Annotated in this window: 12 protein-coding genes and 1 riboswitch; of the genes, 9 read left to right on the top strand and 3 right to left on the bottom strand. The window is 65.1% G+C overall.

Translation table 11 applies throughout. The features are described from left to right. Nucleotides 1-185: 185 nt before the first annotated feature. Complete coding sequence (locus MUW49_RS07695) at nucleotides 186-1,463, bottom strand: sodium:proton antiporter (protein WP_041214319.1); 1,278 nt, start codon at nucleotides 1,461-1,463, stop codon at nucleotides 186-188. Between the two features lie 204 nt (nucleotides 1,464-1,667). Between MUW49_RS07695 and metH the strand changes: the two genes are divergently transcribed. The 3 genes from metH to rimK all read left to right on the top strand — a co-directional run bounded on the left by metH (nucleotide 1,668) and on the right by rimK (nucleotide 7,587). Continuing rightward, nucleotides 1,668-5,363 carry a methionine synthase gene (gene metH, locus MUW49_RS07690; protein WP_052815859.1) on the top strand — a complete coding sequence of 1,232 codons (3,696 nt, stop codon included), beginning with the start codon at nucleotides 1,668-1,670 and terminating at the stop codon, nucleotides 5,361-5,363. A 67-nt stretch (nucleotides 5,364-5,430) separates the two neighbouring features. Then, on the top strand, nucleotides 5,431-6,498 hold the full coding sequence (locus tag MUW49_RS07685) for a Gfo/Idh/MocA family oxidoreductase (RefSeq protein ID WP_052815860.1): 1,068 nt from the start codon (nucleotides 5,431-5,433) through the stop codon (nucleotides 6,496-6,498). A gap of 192 nt (nucleotides 6,499-6,690) precedes the next feature. Further along, entirely contained in the window at nucleotides 6,691-7,587 is an 897-nt protein-coding gene (gene rimK / locus MUW49_RS07680; protein ID WP_010672657.1) for a 30S ribosomal protein S6--L-glutamate ligase, read from the top strand. A 154-nt stretch (nucleotides 7,588-7,741) separates the two neighbouring features. On the opposite strand, the gene MUW49_RS07675 is transcribed toward rimK, so the two are convergent. Further along, the gene (locus MUW49_RS07675; RefSeq protein ID WP_052815861.1) at nucleotides 7,742-8,998 is read right to left on the bottom strand and encodes a HAMP domain-containing sensor histidine kinase; all 1,257 of its coding nucleotides are present in this window, start codon (nucleotides 8,996-8,998) and stop codon (nucleotides 7,742-7,744) included. Further along, nucleotides 8,995-9,663 carry a response regulator transcription factor gene (locus MUW49_RS07670; protein ID WP_052815862.1) on the bottom strand — a complete coding sequence of 223 codons (669 nt, stop codon included), beginning with the start codon at nucleotides 9,661-9,663 and terminating at the stop codon, nucleotides 8,995-8,997. Before MUW49_RS07670 ends, MUW49_RS07675 begins: the two co-directional genes overlap by 4 nt. A 90-nt stretch (nucleotides 9,664-9,753) precedes the next feature. Here MUW49_RS07670 and MUW49_RS07665 point away from each other — a divergent pair, with 90 nt between their 5' ends. From MUW49_RS07665 to thiS, 6 genes are all read left to right on the top strand, one after another. Next, the gene (locus tag MUW49_RS07665; RefSeq protein WP_029313554.1) at nucleotides 9,754-10,182 is read left to right on the top strand and encodes a hypothetical protein; all 429 of its coding nucleotides are present in this window, start codon (nucleotides 9,754-9,756) and stop codon (nucleotides 10,180-10,182) included. Nucleotides 10,183-10,260: 78 nt separating this feature from the next. Further along, on the top strand, nucleotides 10,261-10,749 hold the full coding sequence (locus tag MUW49_RS07660; RefSeq protein ID WP_052815863.1) for a hypothetical protein: 489 nt from the start codon (nucleotides 10,261-10,263) through the stop codon (nucleotides 10,747-10,749). A gap of 62 nt (nucleotides 10,750-10,811) precedes the next feature. Then, a riboswitch (TPP riboswitch) is annotated at nucleotides 10,812-10,925 on the top strand. Nucleotides 10,926-11,188: 263 nt separating this feature from the next. Continuing rightward, nucleotides 11,189-13,180: a phosphomethylpyrimidine synthase ThiC gene (gene thiC, locus MUW49_RS07655; protein ID WP_052815864.1), complete on the top strand. Its 1,992-nt coding sequence runs from the start codon at nucleotides 11,189-11,191 to the stop codon at nucleotides 13,178-13,180. Continuing rightward, a complete protein-coding gene (gene thiE, locus MUW49_RS07650) occupies nucleotides 13,177-14,784 on the top strand; it encodes a thiamine phosphate synthase (RefSeq protein ID WP_052815865.1) in 1,608 nt (535 codons plus the stop codon). Before thiC ends, thiE begins: the two co-directional genes overlap by 4 nt. Further along, entirely contained in the window at nucleotides 14,774-15,553 is a 780-nt protein-coding gene (locus MUW49_RS07645) for a HesA/MoeB/ThiF family protein (protein ID WP_052815866.1), read from the top strand. Before thiE ends, MUW49_RS07645 begins: the two co-directional genes overlap by 11 nt. Nucleotides 15,554-15,555: 2 nt before the next feature. Beyond that, nucleotides 15,556-15,756 (top strand): sulfur carrier protein ThiS, encoded by a 201-nt coding sequence (thiS, locus tag MUW49_RS07640; protein ID WP_039040452.1) that lies wholly within the window; start codon nucleotides 15,556-15,558, stop codon nucleotides 15,754-15,756. Nucleotides 15,757-15,779: the final 23 nt, after the last annotated feature.

The raw sequence follows: 15,779 nt of genomic DNA, 5'->3' as shown, positions 1-15,779 counted from the left end.
GAGTTGGACAAACAGGCAGAGCAGTTCAAGTTACCCGCCCGCCGAGAACGAAGTTACCCAAGGTGCATCAAAGCCAAACCACAGAAGTATGCGACGAGAAAACCTAGTAAAAACAATGCCAGTCAGGCTTAACTGACTGGCATTACTCCCTTGGGAGCCCTTTTCATTGCCGGTCAGGGACGGGCTCAGGCGTCGCCACAGGCCTTCTTGGCGGCGGTGATCATGGGGGTAATGGTCATGCCCTGTACCACGATGGAGAACATCACCACCGAGTAGGTCATCACCAGGATCACCTGGCGCAGATCGACGTTGTGTTCCGGGATCATCATGACACCGGATGGCAGTGCCAGGGCCATGGCCATGGCCAGACCGCCACGCAGGCCGCCCCAGGTGAGGATGCGCACCGAGAAGGTGTTGTAGCTGCGGAACTTGCGGAACGTCACATAGGGCAGGGAGACGCTGATGAAGCGGGCAGCCAGGCAGAGCGGCACCGCGATGACCAGCAGGATCCAGTCGCGCCAGTCGAGGTCCAGCAGCACCAGTGCCAGACCGATCAGCAGGAACAGCAGGGCGTTGAGGAACTGATCCATCAACTCCCAGAAGTGATCCAGGTGGTGCTGGCTCTGCTCGGAGAAGCCGGAATGACGGGTCCAGTTGCCGATCATGATGCCGGTCACCACCATGGCCAGGGCGCCGGAGACGCCGATCATGTTGGCGAAGGCGAAGCCCGCGGTCGGGATGCAGAGGGTCAGCAGCAGCTCCAGGGAGCCGTCGTCGGTGGCGCTGATCATCACGTGGGCGATGAGACCCAGCACGGCCCCGAACAGGATGCCGCCGAGAGCCTCATGCAGGAACAGACCGGCCACGCTGCCGAAGGTGGGCTCCACGCCGCCAAAGGCCACGGCAAACACGGTGGCGAAGATGACCAGACCGACACCGTCGTTGAACAGGGATTCCCCCTCGATCTGGATGGCGATCTGGGGTGGCGCCTTCATCTTTTTGACGATGGCCAGTACGGCAATCGGGTCAGTGGGGGAGATCAGGGCACCGAACAACATGCAGTAGACCAGCGGCACATCCCAGCCCAGCAGCTTGGCGATGAACCAGAAGCCGTAGCCGATGAGGAAGGTGGAGAGCAGGGTGGCGGCTATGGCCAGAATGGTGATTTCCCACTTCTGGCTACGCAACGCCTTGAGGTTGATGCCAAGGCCGCCGGCGAACAGCAGGAAGCCCAGGATCCCCTTCAACAGGAAGTTCTGGAAGTCGATGCTCTCCATGGTCTTGATGGCGAGAGGCTCCAGATTGAACCAACCCAGTTTGCCAAACAGCACCAGCAGCGCGGAGATCAGCATGGAGCCCGCAGTGATGGCGATGGTGGTCTGGATCTTCACAACATACTGGTTGGCAAAGGCGATGAAGATCGCCAACGCTGCCAGGAAGCAGAGTGTGTAGTAGACGCTCATAGTTATTTTTCTCTTTGGTAAACAGCAAGCACGTATCCCTCTTGAGGACGGGCATAGGGTACTCCCGGGTTAGATCATGCTCATTACCTATTTATGGTTATATTTAATCGTCACCACGGACAGATAGACGGCTAGATTTCCATTTAATTTGATTGCTGCTAGGATGGGCATCACGCAGTTGCATGGATGTAAGGGGTACGAGCGGTGTCGAGCAGAGAGTCGAACAAGAAAGCGGATGTCACAACCAGGCTGGAAGCCTGTCTCAAGGAGCGGATCCTGATCATCGACGGGGCCATGGGCACCATGATCCAGGGTTACAAACTCGGTGAGGCGGACTATCGGGGGGAGCGGTTTGCCGACTGGCATACCGACATCAAGGGCAACAACGACCTGCTGGTGTTGAGCCGTCCCGCCGTCATTCGCGAGATCCACGACCAGTATTGTGCCGCCGGGGCCGACATCCTCGAGACCAACACCTTCAACGCCACCCGCATCGCCATGGCGGACTACGAGATGGAAGCGCTCTCGGCCGAGATAAACCGGGAGGCGGCCCGCCTGGCCCGCGCCGTGGCGGACGAGTGGACCGCCAAGGACCCGGCGAAACCGCGCTTTGTGGCAGGGGTACTGGGCCCCACCAACCGTACCGCCTCCATCTCGCCGGACGTGAACGATCCGGGCAAGCGCAACGTCACCTATGACGAGCTGGTGGCCGCCTACACCGAATCGACCCACGCCCTCATCGAGGGCGGTGCCGACATCATCCTGATCGAGACCATCTTCGACACCCTCAACGCCAAGGCGGCCGCCTTCGCGGTGGACCTGGTGTTCGAGGAGCTGGGTTACAGCCTGCCGGTGATGATCTCCGGCACCATCACGGACGCCTCCGGTCGTACCCTCTCGGGCCAGACCACCGAGGCCTTCTACCACTCCCTTCGCCACGTCAAACCGGTCTCCTTCGGCCTCAACTGTGCGCTGGGGCCGGACGAGCTGCGCCAGTACGTGGAGGAGCTGTCCCGCATCAGCGAGACCCATGTCAGCGCCCACCCCAATGCCGGTCTGCCCAATGCGTTTGGCGAGTACGATCTGGACGCGGTCGAGATGGCGGAGCATATCCGCGAGTGGGCCCAAAGCGGCTTTCTCAACCTGGTGGGCGGCTGCTGCGGCACCACCCCGACCCACATCCGCGCCATGGCGGACGCCGTGGCGGGCATCAAGCCCCGCGCCCTGCCGGATCTGCCGGTAGCCTGCCGGTTGTCGGGCCTGGAGCCTCTCATCATCACGGCGGACTCCATGTTCGTGAACGTGGGTGAGCGGACCAACGTCACCGGTTCGGCCAAGTTCAAGCGCTTGATAAAAGAGGGGCTCTACGACGAGGCCCTGGATGTGGCCAAGCAGCAGGTGGAAAACGGCGCCCAGATCATCGACATCAACATGGATGAGGGGATGCTGGACGCCGAGGCGGCCATGGTGCGCTTCCTGAACCTCATCGCCGGGGAACCGGATATCGCCCGGGTGCCGGTGATGATCGACTCCTCCAAGTGGGAGGTGCTGGAGGCGGGCCTCAAGTGCGTGCAGGGCAAGCCGGTGGTCAACTCCATCTCCATGAAGGAGGGGGAGGACAAATTCATCGAGCAGGCGAAACTGCTGCGTCGCTACGGCGCCGCCGTCATCGTCATGGCGTTCGACGAGGTGGGCCAGGCTGATACCCGTGCCCGCAAGTTCGAGATCTGCCAGCGCGCCTACCGCATTCTGGTGGACCGCGTCGGCTTCCCGCCGGAAGACATCATCTTCGACCCCAACATCTTCGCGGTGGCGACCGGCATCGACGAGCACAACAACTACGCGGTGGACTTCATCGAGGCGGTGAAGGACATCAAAACGCACCTGCCCCACGCCATGATCTCCGGCGGCGTCTCCAACGTCTCCTTCTCCTTCCGTGGCAACGAGCCGGTGCGCGAAGCCATCCACGCTGTCTTCCTCTACCACGCCATCAGGAACGGCATGGACATGGGGATCGTCAACGCGGGCCAGCTTGCCATCTACGAAGACATCCCGGCCGAGCTCAAAGAGAAGGTCGAGGCGGTAGTGCTGAACCTCAACGACAACGCCACCGAGGCGCTGCTGGCCATCGCCGAGAAGTATCGCGGCGCGGGTGCCCAGGCGGAGGATCCGCGGGATCAGGAGTGGCGCAGCTGGCCGGTGGGCAAGCGGCTCGAACACGCCCTGGTCAAGGGGATCACTGATTTCATCGAGGAGGACACCGAGGAGGCGCGCGCCCAAGCCGAGAAGCCGCTGCACGTCATCGAGGGGCCGCTGATGGACGGCATGAACGTGGTGGGCGATCTGTTCGGCGCCGGCAAGATGTTCCTGCCCCAGGTGGTGAAGTCGGCCCGGGTGATGAAGCGGGCGGTGGCCTACCTGCAACCCTACATCGAGGCGGAGAAGTCCGGCGGTTCCAGCAACGGCAAAATCGTGCTGGCCACCGTCAAGGGCGACGTGCACGACATCGGCAAGAACATCGTCGGGGTGGTGCTCCAGTGCAACAACTTCGAGATCGTGGATCTCGGGGTCATGGTCTCCTGCGAGACTATCCTCAAGACGGCCCGGGAAGTGAACGCCGACATCATCGGCCTGTCGGGCCTCATCACTCCGTCCCTGGACGAGATGGTGCATGTAGCAAAGGAGATGGAGCGTCAGGGGTTCAAGCTGCCGCTGCTCATCGGCGGTGCCACCACTTCCAAGGCCCACACCGCGGTGAAGATAGAGCAGAACTACTCCGAGCCCGTGGTCTATGTCTCCAACGCCTCCCGCGCCGTGGGGGTGGCCCAGAGCCTGCTGAGCCCGGAGCTCAAGCCCGCCTTCGTCGCCCGCATCGACAAGGAGTACGAGATTGCCCGGGATCAGCATGCCCGCAAGCAGCCGCGCTCCAAGCCGGTCAGCCTGGCCCATGCCCGGGCCAACCGCCATCAGCTGGACTGGGTGGGCTATGAGCCCCCGGCGCCCCGGGAGCCCGGCGTACAGAAGTTCGAAAACGTGCCCATCTCGGTGCTGCGCCCCTACATCGACTGGACGCCGTTCTTCCTGAGCTGGGAGCTGGCGGGCAAGTTCCCCCGCATTCTGGAGGATGAAGTCGTGGGGGAGGAGGCGACGCGCCTCTACGCCGACGCCAACGCCATGCTGGACCAGCTGGAGAAGGATCAGAGCGTGCGCTGCGCCGGCATTGTCGGCCTGTTCCCCGCCAACGCCGTGGGGGACAGCATCGAGGTCTACACCGACGAGACCCGCACCCAGGTGCGCAAGGTGCTGCACCACCTGCGCCAGCAGAGCGAGAAGCAGGGCTTCCCCAACTACTGTCTGGCGGACTATGTGGCGCCGAAGGAGAGCGGCAAGCCCGACTGGATCGGCGCCTTCGCGGTGACCGGCGGCATCGGCGAGGAGGCCATCGCCAAGGCCTACAAGGCGGACCACGACGACTACAACGCCATTCTCATCCAGGCGGTGTGCGATCGCCTCGCCGAGGCCTTTGCCGAATACCTCCACGAGCAGGTGCGCAAAGTGCACTGGGGCTATGCCCCGGACGAGGCACTCAGCAACGAGGAACTGATTCGCGAAAATTATCAGGGGATACGTCCGGCGCCGGGCTACCCGGCCTGCCCGGAGCACACCGAGAAGGGGAGCATCTGGGAGCTGCTGGACGTGGAACAGGCCATCGGCATGCAGCTCACCGAGTCCTACGCCATGTGGCCGGGGGCGGCGGTATCCGGCTGGTACTTCTCCCACCCTGAGAGCAAATACTTCGCGGTGGCCCAGATCCAGCAGGATCAGGTGGAAGACTACGCCCAGCGCAAGGGGATGACCCTGGCAGAGGCCGAACGCTGGCTGGGACCCAACCTGCACTGATCCCCGTCTGCCTCGCCTCACGCGGTGCGGGGCAGACGCCGGGTACGCACGCCATATCGAGGTTGCCATGAAGATTGGATTTGTCGGTCTGGGGGCTGTGGTGCAGACAGCCTATCTGCCTGCACTCGCAGCCCTGGCCGAAAATACCGAGATATGGGGCTTTGATCCCGCCATCACCCTGCCCGGCGTCATGTCTGCGCCGACCCTGGAAGCCCTGCTGGCCAAACCCCTGGATCGGCTGGTGATCGCCACCCCTTCCCTGCTGCATCTGCCCGTGTTGGAGCAGGCACTGGCCAGCGCCATTCCCCTCATCCTGGTGGAGAAACCCGTGGTGGCCACCCTGGCCCAGCACGATCGCCTGCACGCCCTGCTGGCGGACCCCGAGGTCGCAGCCAGGGTGCTGGCGCTGGATCACTGGATGGCCCGCAATGCCATCCAGCAGTTGCTGCTGAGCGGCAAACTGGATGAAGGCTGGCAGCCTCGGGCACCAGGCTTCGCCGGGGTCGGGCTGGCCACCCTCGCCGATATCAGCGCGGTGGAGGGCTTTTTGCTGGAACCCTGCGGCCTGGACGAGACGGGGCATCCCTGTGCCCTCAACTTCGCCACCGGGGAGCCGGATCGGCGGGTCCTGCGCCATCCAGACGGGGTGATCCTCGACATCGGCACCCATCTGCTGGCGATGATCCGGGAACTGCTGGTGGCCCTGGGTGGAGACGACCGCCTGCACCTGATCGCGGAGGACGTCTGCGACCGGCTGGGGCAGCCCATCCGGCGCGGGGATCTGGAGACCGCCGAGGGGCGAGCCTGCCTGCGCGGCGAGGCGGCAGGGGTGCCCCTGACCCTCTGGCTCGACAAGTATGCCGGTCCCGGGGTGGAGAAGAAGGGGCTTTGCCTGCACTTCAAGGACGGGCGGCGCATCGAGCTGCTTCGCCGCGGCAACCTGGAGTGGCTGCACCATCACGACGTCGACGGGATGCGGGGCTGGCAACATGAGGGACCCCTCTATCGCCACTGCATCGCCCAGACCCTGCTGGCCCCCGTGCCTTTGGGAGGCTGGGCCGGCACCACGGCGCGCCGTTTGCAGGAGGTCGCCCTGCTGCTTGAGTTGCAGCAAGGGCTGCGCGGCCCCCATTGACGTCGCTGTGGGCCATCGGGCATGAGGGCTGGTGGCTGGCGCCGTCTTGCAGAACGGTCTGTTCTTGAGTGCGGCACTCTCGGTTTTTGCCTGTTCTTGCAGAACCGCGCATGGTGAGGGGAAAGGATTGGCGTTGCCAGTCGTTCATGGCACCTTATACTCTCCAGTCCGATTATCAGGTCTGCCATTTCCATGAATATTGCCATTTTATCCCGTGAGCCCAACAACTACTCCACCCGCCGTCTGGTCGAGGTGGCCCGGGCCCGTGGGCATCAGGTCGAGGTGCTCGACACCCTGCGCTGCTACATGAACATCGCCTCCCACAGCCCCTCCATCCATTACGAAGGACGGGAGCTGGAGAGCTATGACGCCGTGATCCCGCGCATCGGTGCCAGCATCACCTTCTATGGCACCGCCGTGCTGCGCCAGTTCGAGATGATGAGCACCATGGCTCTCAACAGCTCGGTGGCCATCTCCCGCTCCCGGGACAAGCTGCGAGCCATGCAGCTGCTCTCCCGTCACGGCATCGGCCTGCCGGTGACCGGCTATGCCCACAGCACCCACGACGTACCGGATCTCATCACCATGGTGGGGGGCGCCCCCCTGGTGGTGAAGCTGCTGGAGGGCACCCAGGGGATTGGCGTGGTGCTGTGCGAAACCCAGAAGGCCGCGGAGAGCGTCATCGAGGCCTTTATCCAGACCAACAACAACATCCTGGTGCAGGAGTACATCCGCGAGGCCAACGGCGCCGACATCCGCTGCCTGGTGGTCAACGGCAAGGTGGTGGCCGCCATGCGCCGCCAGGCCCAGCCGGGGGAGTTTCGCTCCAACCTGCACCGGGGTGGCACAGCCGAAGCCATCAAGATCACGCCGGAAGAGCGTGCCACCGCCGTGCAGGCCGCCAAGATCATGGGGCTGGACGTGGCCGGGGTGGACATCCTGCGTAGCGCCCGCGGCCCGCTGGTGCTGGAGGTGAACTCCTCCCCCGGTCTGCAGGGGGTGGAAGCCGCCTCCGGCAAGGACGTGGCGGGCAAGATCATCGAGTTCCTCGAGCTCAAGGCGAGCCGCAAGCACAAGCCGGCGGAATGAGTCCCAAACGAGTGTCAGACAGGTAAACACAGGGCGCCCTCGGGCGCCTTGTTGCTATCTGGGGGGTGGGCTGGAAGGCTGCGGGCTTGCCGGGAAGTGTCTCCCTTCTCCCACAGTGTTGAACAGCCGGGAAGAAGGGCCGGGAATCAGGGGGTTATGCCGCCCCGGGGGCGCCGGGGATCATCACCAGCCGGGCGCTGAAGACCCCCTCCACCAGATGGGTCTCAATCTGCCAGCCCAGCTTCTCGCAGATGCGCTGGATGATGGTGAGACCGCAGCCGTAGCCGAGGATCTGATCCGGCGCGGCGGCGGTGGGGTTGCTGATGGTGAGCACCTGCTCGTGCAGGGTGATCTCGATGTGCCCCTCGGCGTAGCTCAGGGCGTTTTTCAAGAGGTTGCCGAGGGCGATGGCGAGCAGGGAGAGGGGGGCCTGCACCTCGCTCTCCTCGTCCAGTTGCAGGCGAATGTCCAGCGTCTCCCGTTGCAGCAGGGGAGCGAGGCGGGTCAGCTCCCGGCGAATGAGCGGCGCCACCTGCTGGGGCGGGCGCTCCACGGCCTCCTTGCGTCCCAGCAGCAGGAAGGTTTCGGTGAGCAGGGCCATCTCGTCGGCGGCGGCGCGGATGCGGCTGACGGCGCGGGCTGCCGGGGCGGGCAGGTCATTCACCTTGCCGAGCAGGGCCGCGGATCCCTGGATCACCATGTTGGGGGTACGCAGCTCGTGGCTGGCAAAGCGGCTGAACTCCTGTTCACGGGCAAACACGGCGGCTACCTCGTGCTTGCCCGCCAGCAGCGCCTGCTCTATCTCTCGCAGCTCCTGCCAGGGGGCATCGGGCACGAAGTCCCCCTGATCCGGGGTCAGGTGGGCGACCCGCTGGCGCAGCCGCTCCAGCGGCCTGGTGATGTGACGCACCAGCCAGATGCCGAAGGCGAGGCTCCCCAGCAGCAGGGCCAGGCCGATGAGGCGGGTCACCAGATGCAGCTTGGCTTCGTAAGGGTCGAGGTAGTCGTCCGCATCGTCGTTGAACACCAGATAGAGCAGCCCCTGACCCGAGGGGTGGGCGCGTACCAGGAAGTGCTTGTCCTCCCGGCCCAGCTGATGCTCGAAGAAGCCGGAGCTCTGGTAGGCCTTGAGCCAGGCGGGCAGGCGGCCCGCCTCTGTCCAGTAGCTGGAGAACTGGCGCGGACTGGGGGCGGGGGCCGCCATCCCGAGGCGCAACCAGTCGTCGTCATAGCGGGTTGCCTCCGCCTCCAGCCAGTGGCGCAGGCTCAGCTCCTCCATCTTGTTCTCGGCCACCACTATCAGCAGGCTCAGGATCACCAGCAGCAGCAGACCGGCCCCTCCCAGCGCCAGCACCAGGCGCCGGCGCAGGCTCGGCAGGCCGGAGGCAAGGGGCGGCGTCGGGTTCGTCATGGGGTCACCAGCCGGTAGCCCTGGCCGTGCAGGGTCTCCAGCATGGGGGTGGGGAAGGGCTTGTCGAGGGCGCTGCGCAGGGCATAGATGTGGCTGCGCAGGGCGTCGGAGTCGGGCTCCTCGTCGCCCCAGACGGTGTCGAGCACCTCCTGGCGCGTCACCAGCTGGGGCGCGCGCTTCACCAGCAGGGTGAGGATCTGGAACGGGATCTTGCCGAGCTTGAGCTCCACCCCGGCGCGGGTGGTGCGGCCGCTGGCGGGATCCACCGTCAGATCGCCAAAGCAGAGCACGCCCATGTCCCCTCTGGGGCCACGCAGGCTGAGGGCCTCCAGGCGCACCTCCAGCTCCTCCATGGCGAACGGCTTGACCAGATAGTCGTCGCCCCCCGCCCGAAAGCCTGCCAGCTTGTCCTCCAGGCTGTCACGGGCGGTGAGAAAGAGCACCGGGGTCGCGATGCCGTCCGCACGCAGCCGCTCCACGGTACGCAGGCCGTCGAGGCGCGGCATCATGACGTCCATGATGATGACGTCGAAGCGCTCCTGGGCCAGCAGTTGCAGCGCGGCCTGGCCATGATAGGCGCAGTCCACCCTGTGCCCGGCCAGCGCCAGATAGTCCATGATGGTCTCCGCCACCTGGGGACTGTCTTCCACCACCAGTATTTTCATGCTCTGATCTCCTGGTCTGTGCCGCTATTTCACGGCCATTTCACACCGGATGGGTCATCCTGTGTGCCAGTGTAACCCCGAGGATCCCCGATGAAGAAGTCTCTCTGCGCCTTCTGGTTATTGATTCTATTGCCTTTTGGTCTGGTGCAGGCGGCCGAGTTCAAGCTCACGGGCCGCACCACCTGGCAGCTTGGCCAGTTGATGGTCAATGGCATTCCCTTCGTGATCGATGAGCGCACCCGCTTCAAGGATGGCTTGGATGAGGACGATCTCGGCGGGACCTGGGTCGATCTGGAAGGGGTCGTGCAGGAGACGGCGGCAGGGGCGCGGCGGCTCGTTCGCGAGGTGGAGGCGCTGGAAGAGGAGGACGAGATGGAACTGGAAGGGCCGGTGGAAGGGGGACGGATCTGGGGTTATGTCACCTCGGATGGGAGCCTCTCCCCGTTCGAGGGACGCTGGCTGGAGCTGGAGTGCAAGTTTGACGGCATGCGCCTGAGCCAGTGCCGGGAGGATGACTGACCGGTCAGGGCGGACCGGGAAAAATTGCCCGTCCGGGGCCATAGTTAAACCTCACCCCGTGACCCCGGACCGCCTGCCATGACCCGAACCGCACTCTGCCTGCTGCTGTTGCCCTTCTGCACCCTTGCCGACGACGCCGAGCTCTGGCTGGTGGAGCTGGAGCACAACGACGGGGTGCGCCTGCAATTCCAGGGGGCTGAGCTGGAGCTCGGCAGTGCCGAACTGCACGGCGTGGCGCAGCCGGACGGACTCGTGCCCGGCATGCACCTCGCGATCCAGAGCCGCTACGGCGTCGCCGAGACGATCCGGGTGCTCGACGGGGCGCCGGATCCGGCGCTCGGGGCCAACTGGCGGCGGGCGGAGGATCGACTGCTCACCCACAATCAGCAGGCATTGCTGCTACAGGAACTCGGCGTGCTGGTGTTTGATGCTGACACTCGCTGGATCAACGGCAGCGCTGCCGATTTGCAACCGGGTCGCCGCCTGGTGCTGAGCCGGGATGAAGAGGGCCGCCTCACCGATATCCTCATTCCCGACCCCGAGGATCCCCTCGACGCCGAAGAGTGAGACCTCTCTCCCTTTCCCCTTGTTAATGGCTTGTACTTTAAATTTCCCCACTTATACTGGCGCACATCTTGTCGGAGTGCTGACCGTCGAACGACGCTAAGCTGAGACCGTTAATTCGGGATCCGTGGAACCTGATCAGGTTAAGACCTGCGAAGGGAAACAAGGGTAACTTGCGGGTTACCGCGCTAGGGAAGGCACACCTTCCCGCCAGCTGGAGGCAGACCGCCTCTGGCTGGCACAGGCGCACAGGGGGAGGTTGTCCCGTCCGGTTGTACTTAGGGCGCCGGGTTTCCAGACTAGGGAAACAACGGGACGGCAGAGCAGGGAAGATCCATGCCCGGCTCACTCCCCCGAGCACACCCCGCCGCAAGTTCATCTTCTCCTCGAACTCCAGACAAGCAAACACCCATAACTTCAACCAGTTAATGTGAGTTTTGCTATGTCTACCAATGTATCTGATACCACCAAATCCAGCCGCCGCGAGCAGCGCTCCAGCGCCCAGACCTTTATCGACAACCTCAAGGGGATGGCGCACCCCAACTCCCGCCGCATCTTTATCCAGGGTTCTCGCCCTGACATCCGGGTGCCACTGCGGGAAATCCAGCTGGCCGACACCTTCGTCGGCGGCACCAAGGACGCTCCCCAGTTCGAGCCCAACGAGCCGGTGCCGGTTTACGATACCTCGGGCCCCTATGGGGAAGAGGCCGCCCCCATCGACGTGCGCCGCGGTCTGCCGCGCCTGCGGGAGAACTGGGTGCTGGAGCGCGATGACACCGACGCGCTGGACGGGCTGAGCTCCACCTTCACTCAGGAGCGGCTGGCGGACGAGGGGCTGGATCACCTGCGCTTCGAACATCTGCCGAGCGCCCGCCGTGCCAAGCCGGGCCGCCGGGTCACCCAGCTGCACTATGCCCGCCAAGGCATCGTCACTCCCGAGATGGAATTTATCGCCCTGCGCGAGAACATGGGCCGCGAGCGGGTGCGCTCAGAACTCCTGCGCACCCAGCACCCGGGTCAGGGCTTTGGCGCCAGACTGCCCCAGAACATCACCCCCGAGTTCGTGCGCGATGAGGTGGCCGCCGGTCGCGCCATCATCCCCAGCAACATCAACCACCCGGAAGCGGAGCCCATGATCATCGGCCGCAACTTCCTGGTGAAGATCAACGCCAACATCGGCAACTCGGCGGTCACTTCCAGCATCGAAGAGGAAGTGGAGAAGCTGGTCTGGTCCACCCGCTGGGGTGCCGACACCGTGATGGATCTCTCCACCGGCCGCTACATCCACGAGACCCGCGAGTGGATCCTGCGCAACAGCCCGGTGCCCATCGGTACCGTGCCCATCTACCAGGCGCTGGAGAAGACCAACGGCATCGCCGAAGACCTCACCTGGGAGCTGTTCCGCGACACCCTGCTGGAACAGGCCGAGCAGGGGGTGGACTACTTCACCATCCACGCCGGCGTCTTGCTGCGCTTCGTGCCGATGACTGCCAAGCGCCTCACCGGCATCGTGTCGCGTGGTGGCAGCATCATGGCCAAGTGGTGCCTGTCGCACCACAAGGAGAACTTCCTCTACGAGCACTTCCGCGAGATCTGCGAGATCTGCGCCGCCTATGACGTCAGTCTGTCGCTGGGTGACGGTCTGCGTCCGGGCTCCGTCTATGACGCCAACGACGAGGCCCAGTTCGCCGAGCTGCGCACCCTGGGCGAGCTCACCAAGATTGCCTGGGAATACGACGTGCAGGTGATGATCGAGGGCCCCGGCCACGTACCCATGCACATGATCGAGCGCAATATGACCGAGCAGCTCGAGCACTGCCACGAGGCGCCGTTCTATACCCTGGGCCCGCTCACCACCGACATTGCACCGGGGTACGATCACTTCACCTCCGGCATCGGCGCCGCGCTCATCGGCTGGTACGGCTGCGCCATGCTCTGCTACGTGACCCCCAAGGAGCACCTGGGCCTGCCCAACAAGGAGGACGTGAAGCAGGGGCTCATTACCTACAAGATCGCCGCCCACGCTGCTGACCTTGCCAAGGGCCACCCGGGCGCCCAGATCCGCGACAACGCCATGTCCAAGGCGCGCTTCGAGTTCCGCTGGGAGGATCAATTCAACCTGGCCCTGGATCCCGACACCGCCCGCGCCTACCACGACGAGACCCTGCCTCAGGAGTCCGGCAAAGTGGCACACTTCTGCTCCATGTGCGGGCCCAAGTTCTGCTCCATGAAGATCACCCAGGACGTGCGCGACTACGCCGCCAAGCTGGAAGCCGTAGAGATAAAGCTGGTCGGCATGGACGGTCAGCAGGAGCGGGTGGTGGCCGAGGTGGAGAGCGGCATGGCCCGCATGGCTGAAACCTTCAAGGAGACCGGCGGCGAGATCTACCATCAGGCGGCGACCCTGAAGCAGGCCGCAGGGGAGGAGGCGTGAGCTGCGAGCGCGGGGCTGTCAGCCCCGCCGACCTGTCCGCCGTGACGCAGGCCCGCCCCGTGGTCTGGACCATCGCCGGGTCCGACTCCGGCGGCGGGGCCGGCATTCAGGCCGACTTGCACACAATGCATGACCTCGGCGTGCACGGCTGCTCTGTCATCTCCGCCATCACCGCCCAGAACTCGGTGGCGGTGAAGATGGTCGACCCCGTGCTGATGCAGACCTTCGCCGCCCAGATCGATGCCCTGGGGCTGGATCTGCCACCCGCCGCCATCAAGATAGGCCTGCTGCCGACCCGGCTGCATGTGGAGGTGCTGGCACGCAGGTTGTCGACCGTCGAGGCTCCCTTCGTGGTCTACGACCCGGTGGCCATCGCCAGCACCGGCACCCCCATGGCGGAGCCCGGCATGCTGGTGGCGGTGCGCGAGCACCTGCTGCCGCGCCTCTCCTTGATCACCCCCAATGGTCCCGAGCTGGAAGCCCTGACCGGCCTGCCCGCCACCAGTCCCGAGCTGGTGCGCCTCGCCGCCCGGCGGCTGCGCGAACTCGGCGCTCGCGCCGTGCTGGTCAAGGGGGGCCACCTTGAATGGGGCGGGGATCTCTGCCTCGACTACTACCAGGATGAGACCCGCGAATTCTGGCTCGCCGCGCCGCGCCTCGATACCCGCCACGGTCACGGCACCGGTTGCGCTTACGCCAGCGCCATCGCCGCCGTGGTGGCGCAGGACTATCCGGTGGAGGACGCCATCACCCTGGCGCGCGCCTACCTGCAACAGGGCTTGGCGGCGGCGCAAGGGGTGGGGGCCGGCCCCGGCCCCATCGCCCATCTCGGCTGGCCTGCTGATCTTGCCCACTTCCCCCGTGCCGTGCTGGCGGGATCGCCGCTCGATCGCCGCTTCGGACTTTATGACGCGAGCAGCGCCCGTCTGCCGCAGGGCCCCTTCGCGCCGACCGAACACCACCTCGGCCTCTATCCGGTGGTGGATTCGGTCAAGTGGCTCAAGCGTCTGCTGGGGGCCGGGGTCAAGACCATCCAGCTACGGATCAAGAATCTGCCCGCCACAGAGGTGGCGCCGGCCATTCGTGATGCGGTCGCGCTCGGTCGCCGCCATGGGGCGCGGCTCTTTATCAACGACTACTGGCAGCAGGCCATCGAGGCGGGGGCCTGGGGCGTGCATCTGGGGCAGGAGGATATGGAGACCGCCGATCTCGCCGCCATTCAGGCGGCGGGGCTGCGCCTTGGCATCTCCACCCACGGCTACTTCGAGCTGATGCGGGCCCGCGAGCTTGCCCCCTCCTATATCGCGCTCGGCCATATCTTCCCGACCAACACCAAAGCGATGCCTTCGCGCCCCCAGGGGCTGGCGCGGCTGCACCACTACCGCGCCCTGATGGCGCAGTGGCCCACGGTGGCCATCGGTGGCATCAGCGAGGAGCGGGTGGCGGCGGTCAAGGCAAGCGGGGTCGGCAGCATTGCGCTGGTCTCGGCCATCACGGCGAGCGATGACTGGCAGGGCGCGACCGAGCGGCTGCTCGCTGCCGTGGGGGCGGGGGATGAACCGCGCTCGGCCTGCGTGATACGGGAGGCAGAACATGCGCTCTGATGCCGCTTCTCTCAGTGACAAAGAGTATCTGCGATACGGCCGCCAGCTGATGCTGGCGGAAGTGGGGGAAGCAGGTCAGGCGCGGCTGAAAGATAAATCCGTGCTGATCGTGGGCCTCGGCGGGCTCGGCTCGCCGCTCGCCCTCTATCTGGCCGGCGCCGGGGTGGGCACCTTGTGGCTGGCCGATGGCGACACGGTGGATTCCAGCAACCTGCCGCGCCAGATCCTGTTCGATAGCGAGGCGGTCAACCACTCCAAGGCGGAGCTGGCCCGCGAGCGCTTGGCGGCCCACAACCCGCTGGTGGAGCTGATTGCCATCAATCAGCGACTCGATGCCGCCAGCCTGCCGGGGTTTGTGACCGAGGTGGATCTGGTGATCGACTGCTGCGACAACCTCGCCACCCGCCAGGCCATCAACGCCGCCTGCGTGGCCCAGGGCAAGCCCTGGGTCTGTGCCGCCGCAGTGGGCTGGCAGGGGCAGCTGATGGTGCGCACCAGCAGCGATCACGCCTGCTACGCCTGCCTCTATCCGCTGGATACCAAGGTGAGTCAGAGCTGCGAGACCAGCGGTGTCACCGGCCCGCTGGTCGGGGTGATGGGCTCTTTGCAGGCGCTGGAGGCACTGAAACTGCTGCTCGGGATGCCGAGCCCGGTGGCGGGCACATTGCGCCGGTTCGATGCGTTGACCCATCAGTGGCAGACCCTCACGCTGGCTCCCGACCCCGATTGCCCGGTCTGCGGCAGCACCCACCCGGCTCAGGAGAATTAACCATGAAGATCCGATTGAACGATATCGAGCTGACGCTGCCCACCGGCCAGCGCCTGACTGAGCTGCTGGCGGTGCAGGAGATTCCCCCTCAGGGGGTAGCGGTGGCCCTTAACGGCGCCGTGCTGCCCCGTGGCCGCTGGGCCGAGACCCGTCTCAATGACGGGGACGAACTCCACCTCTTCACCGCCATTGCCGGAGGCTGACCCATGATGCTCGCAGTCCCATC

The sequence above is a fragment of the Aeromonas sp. LsrichE-8G genome (assembly GCF_022869435.1).
In the GTDB taxonomy this organism is placed as follows: Bacteria; Pseudomonadota; Gammaproteobacteria; order Enterobacterales; family Aeromonadaceae; genus Aeromonas; species Aeromonas caviae.
This window is presented reverse-complemented; position numbering and strand designations above follow the sequence as displayed.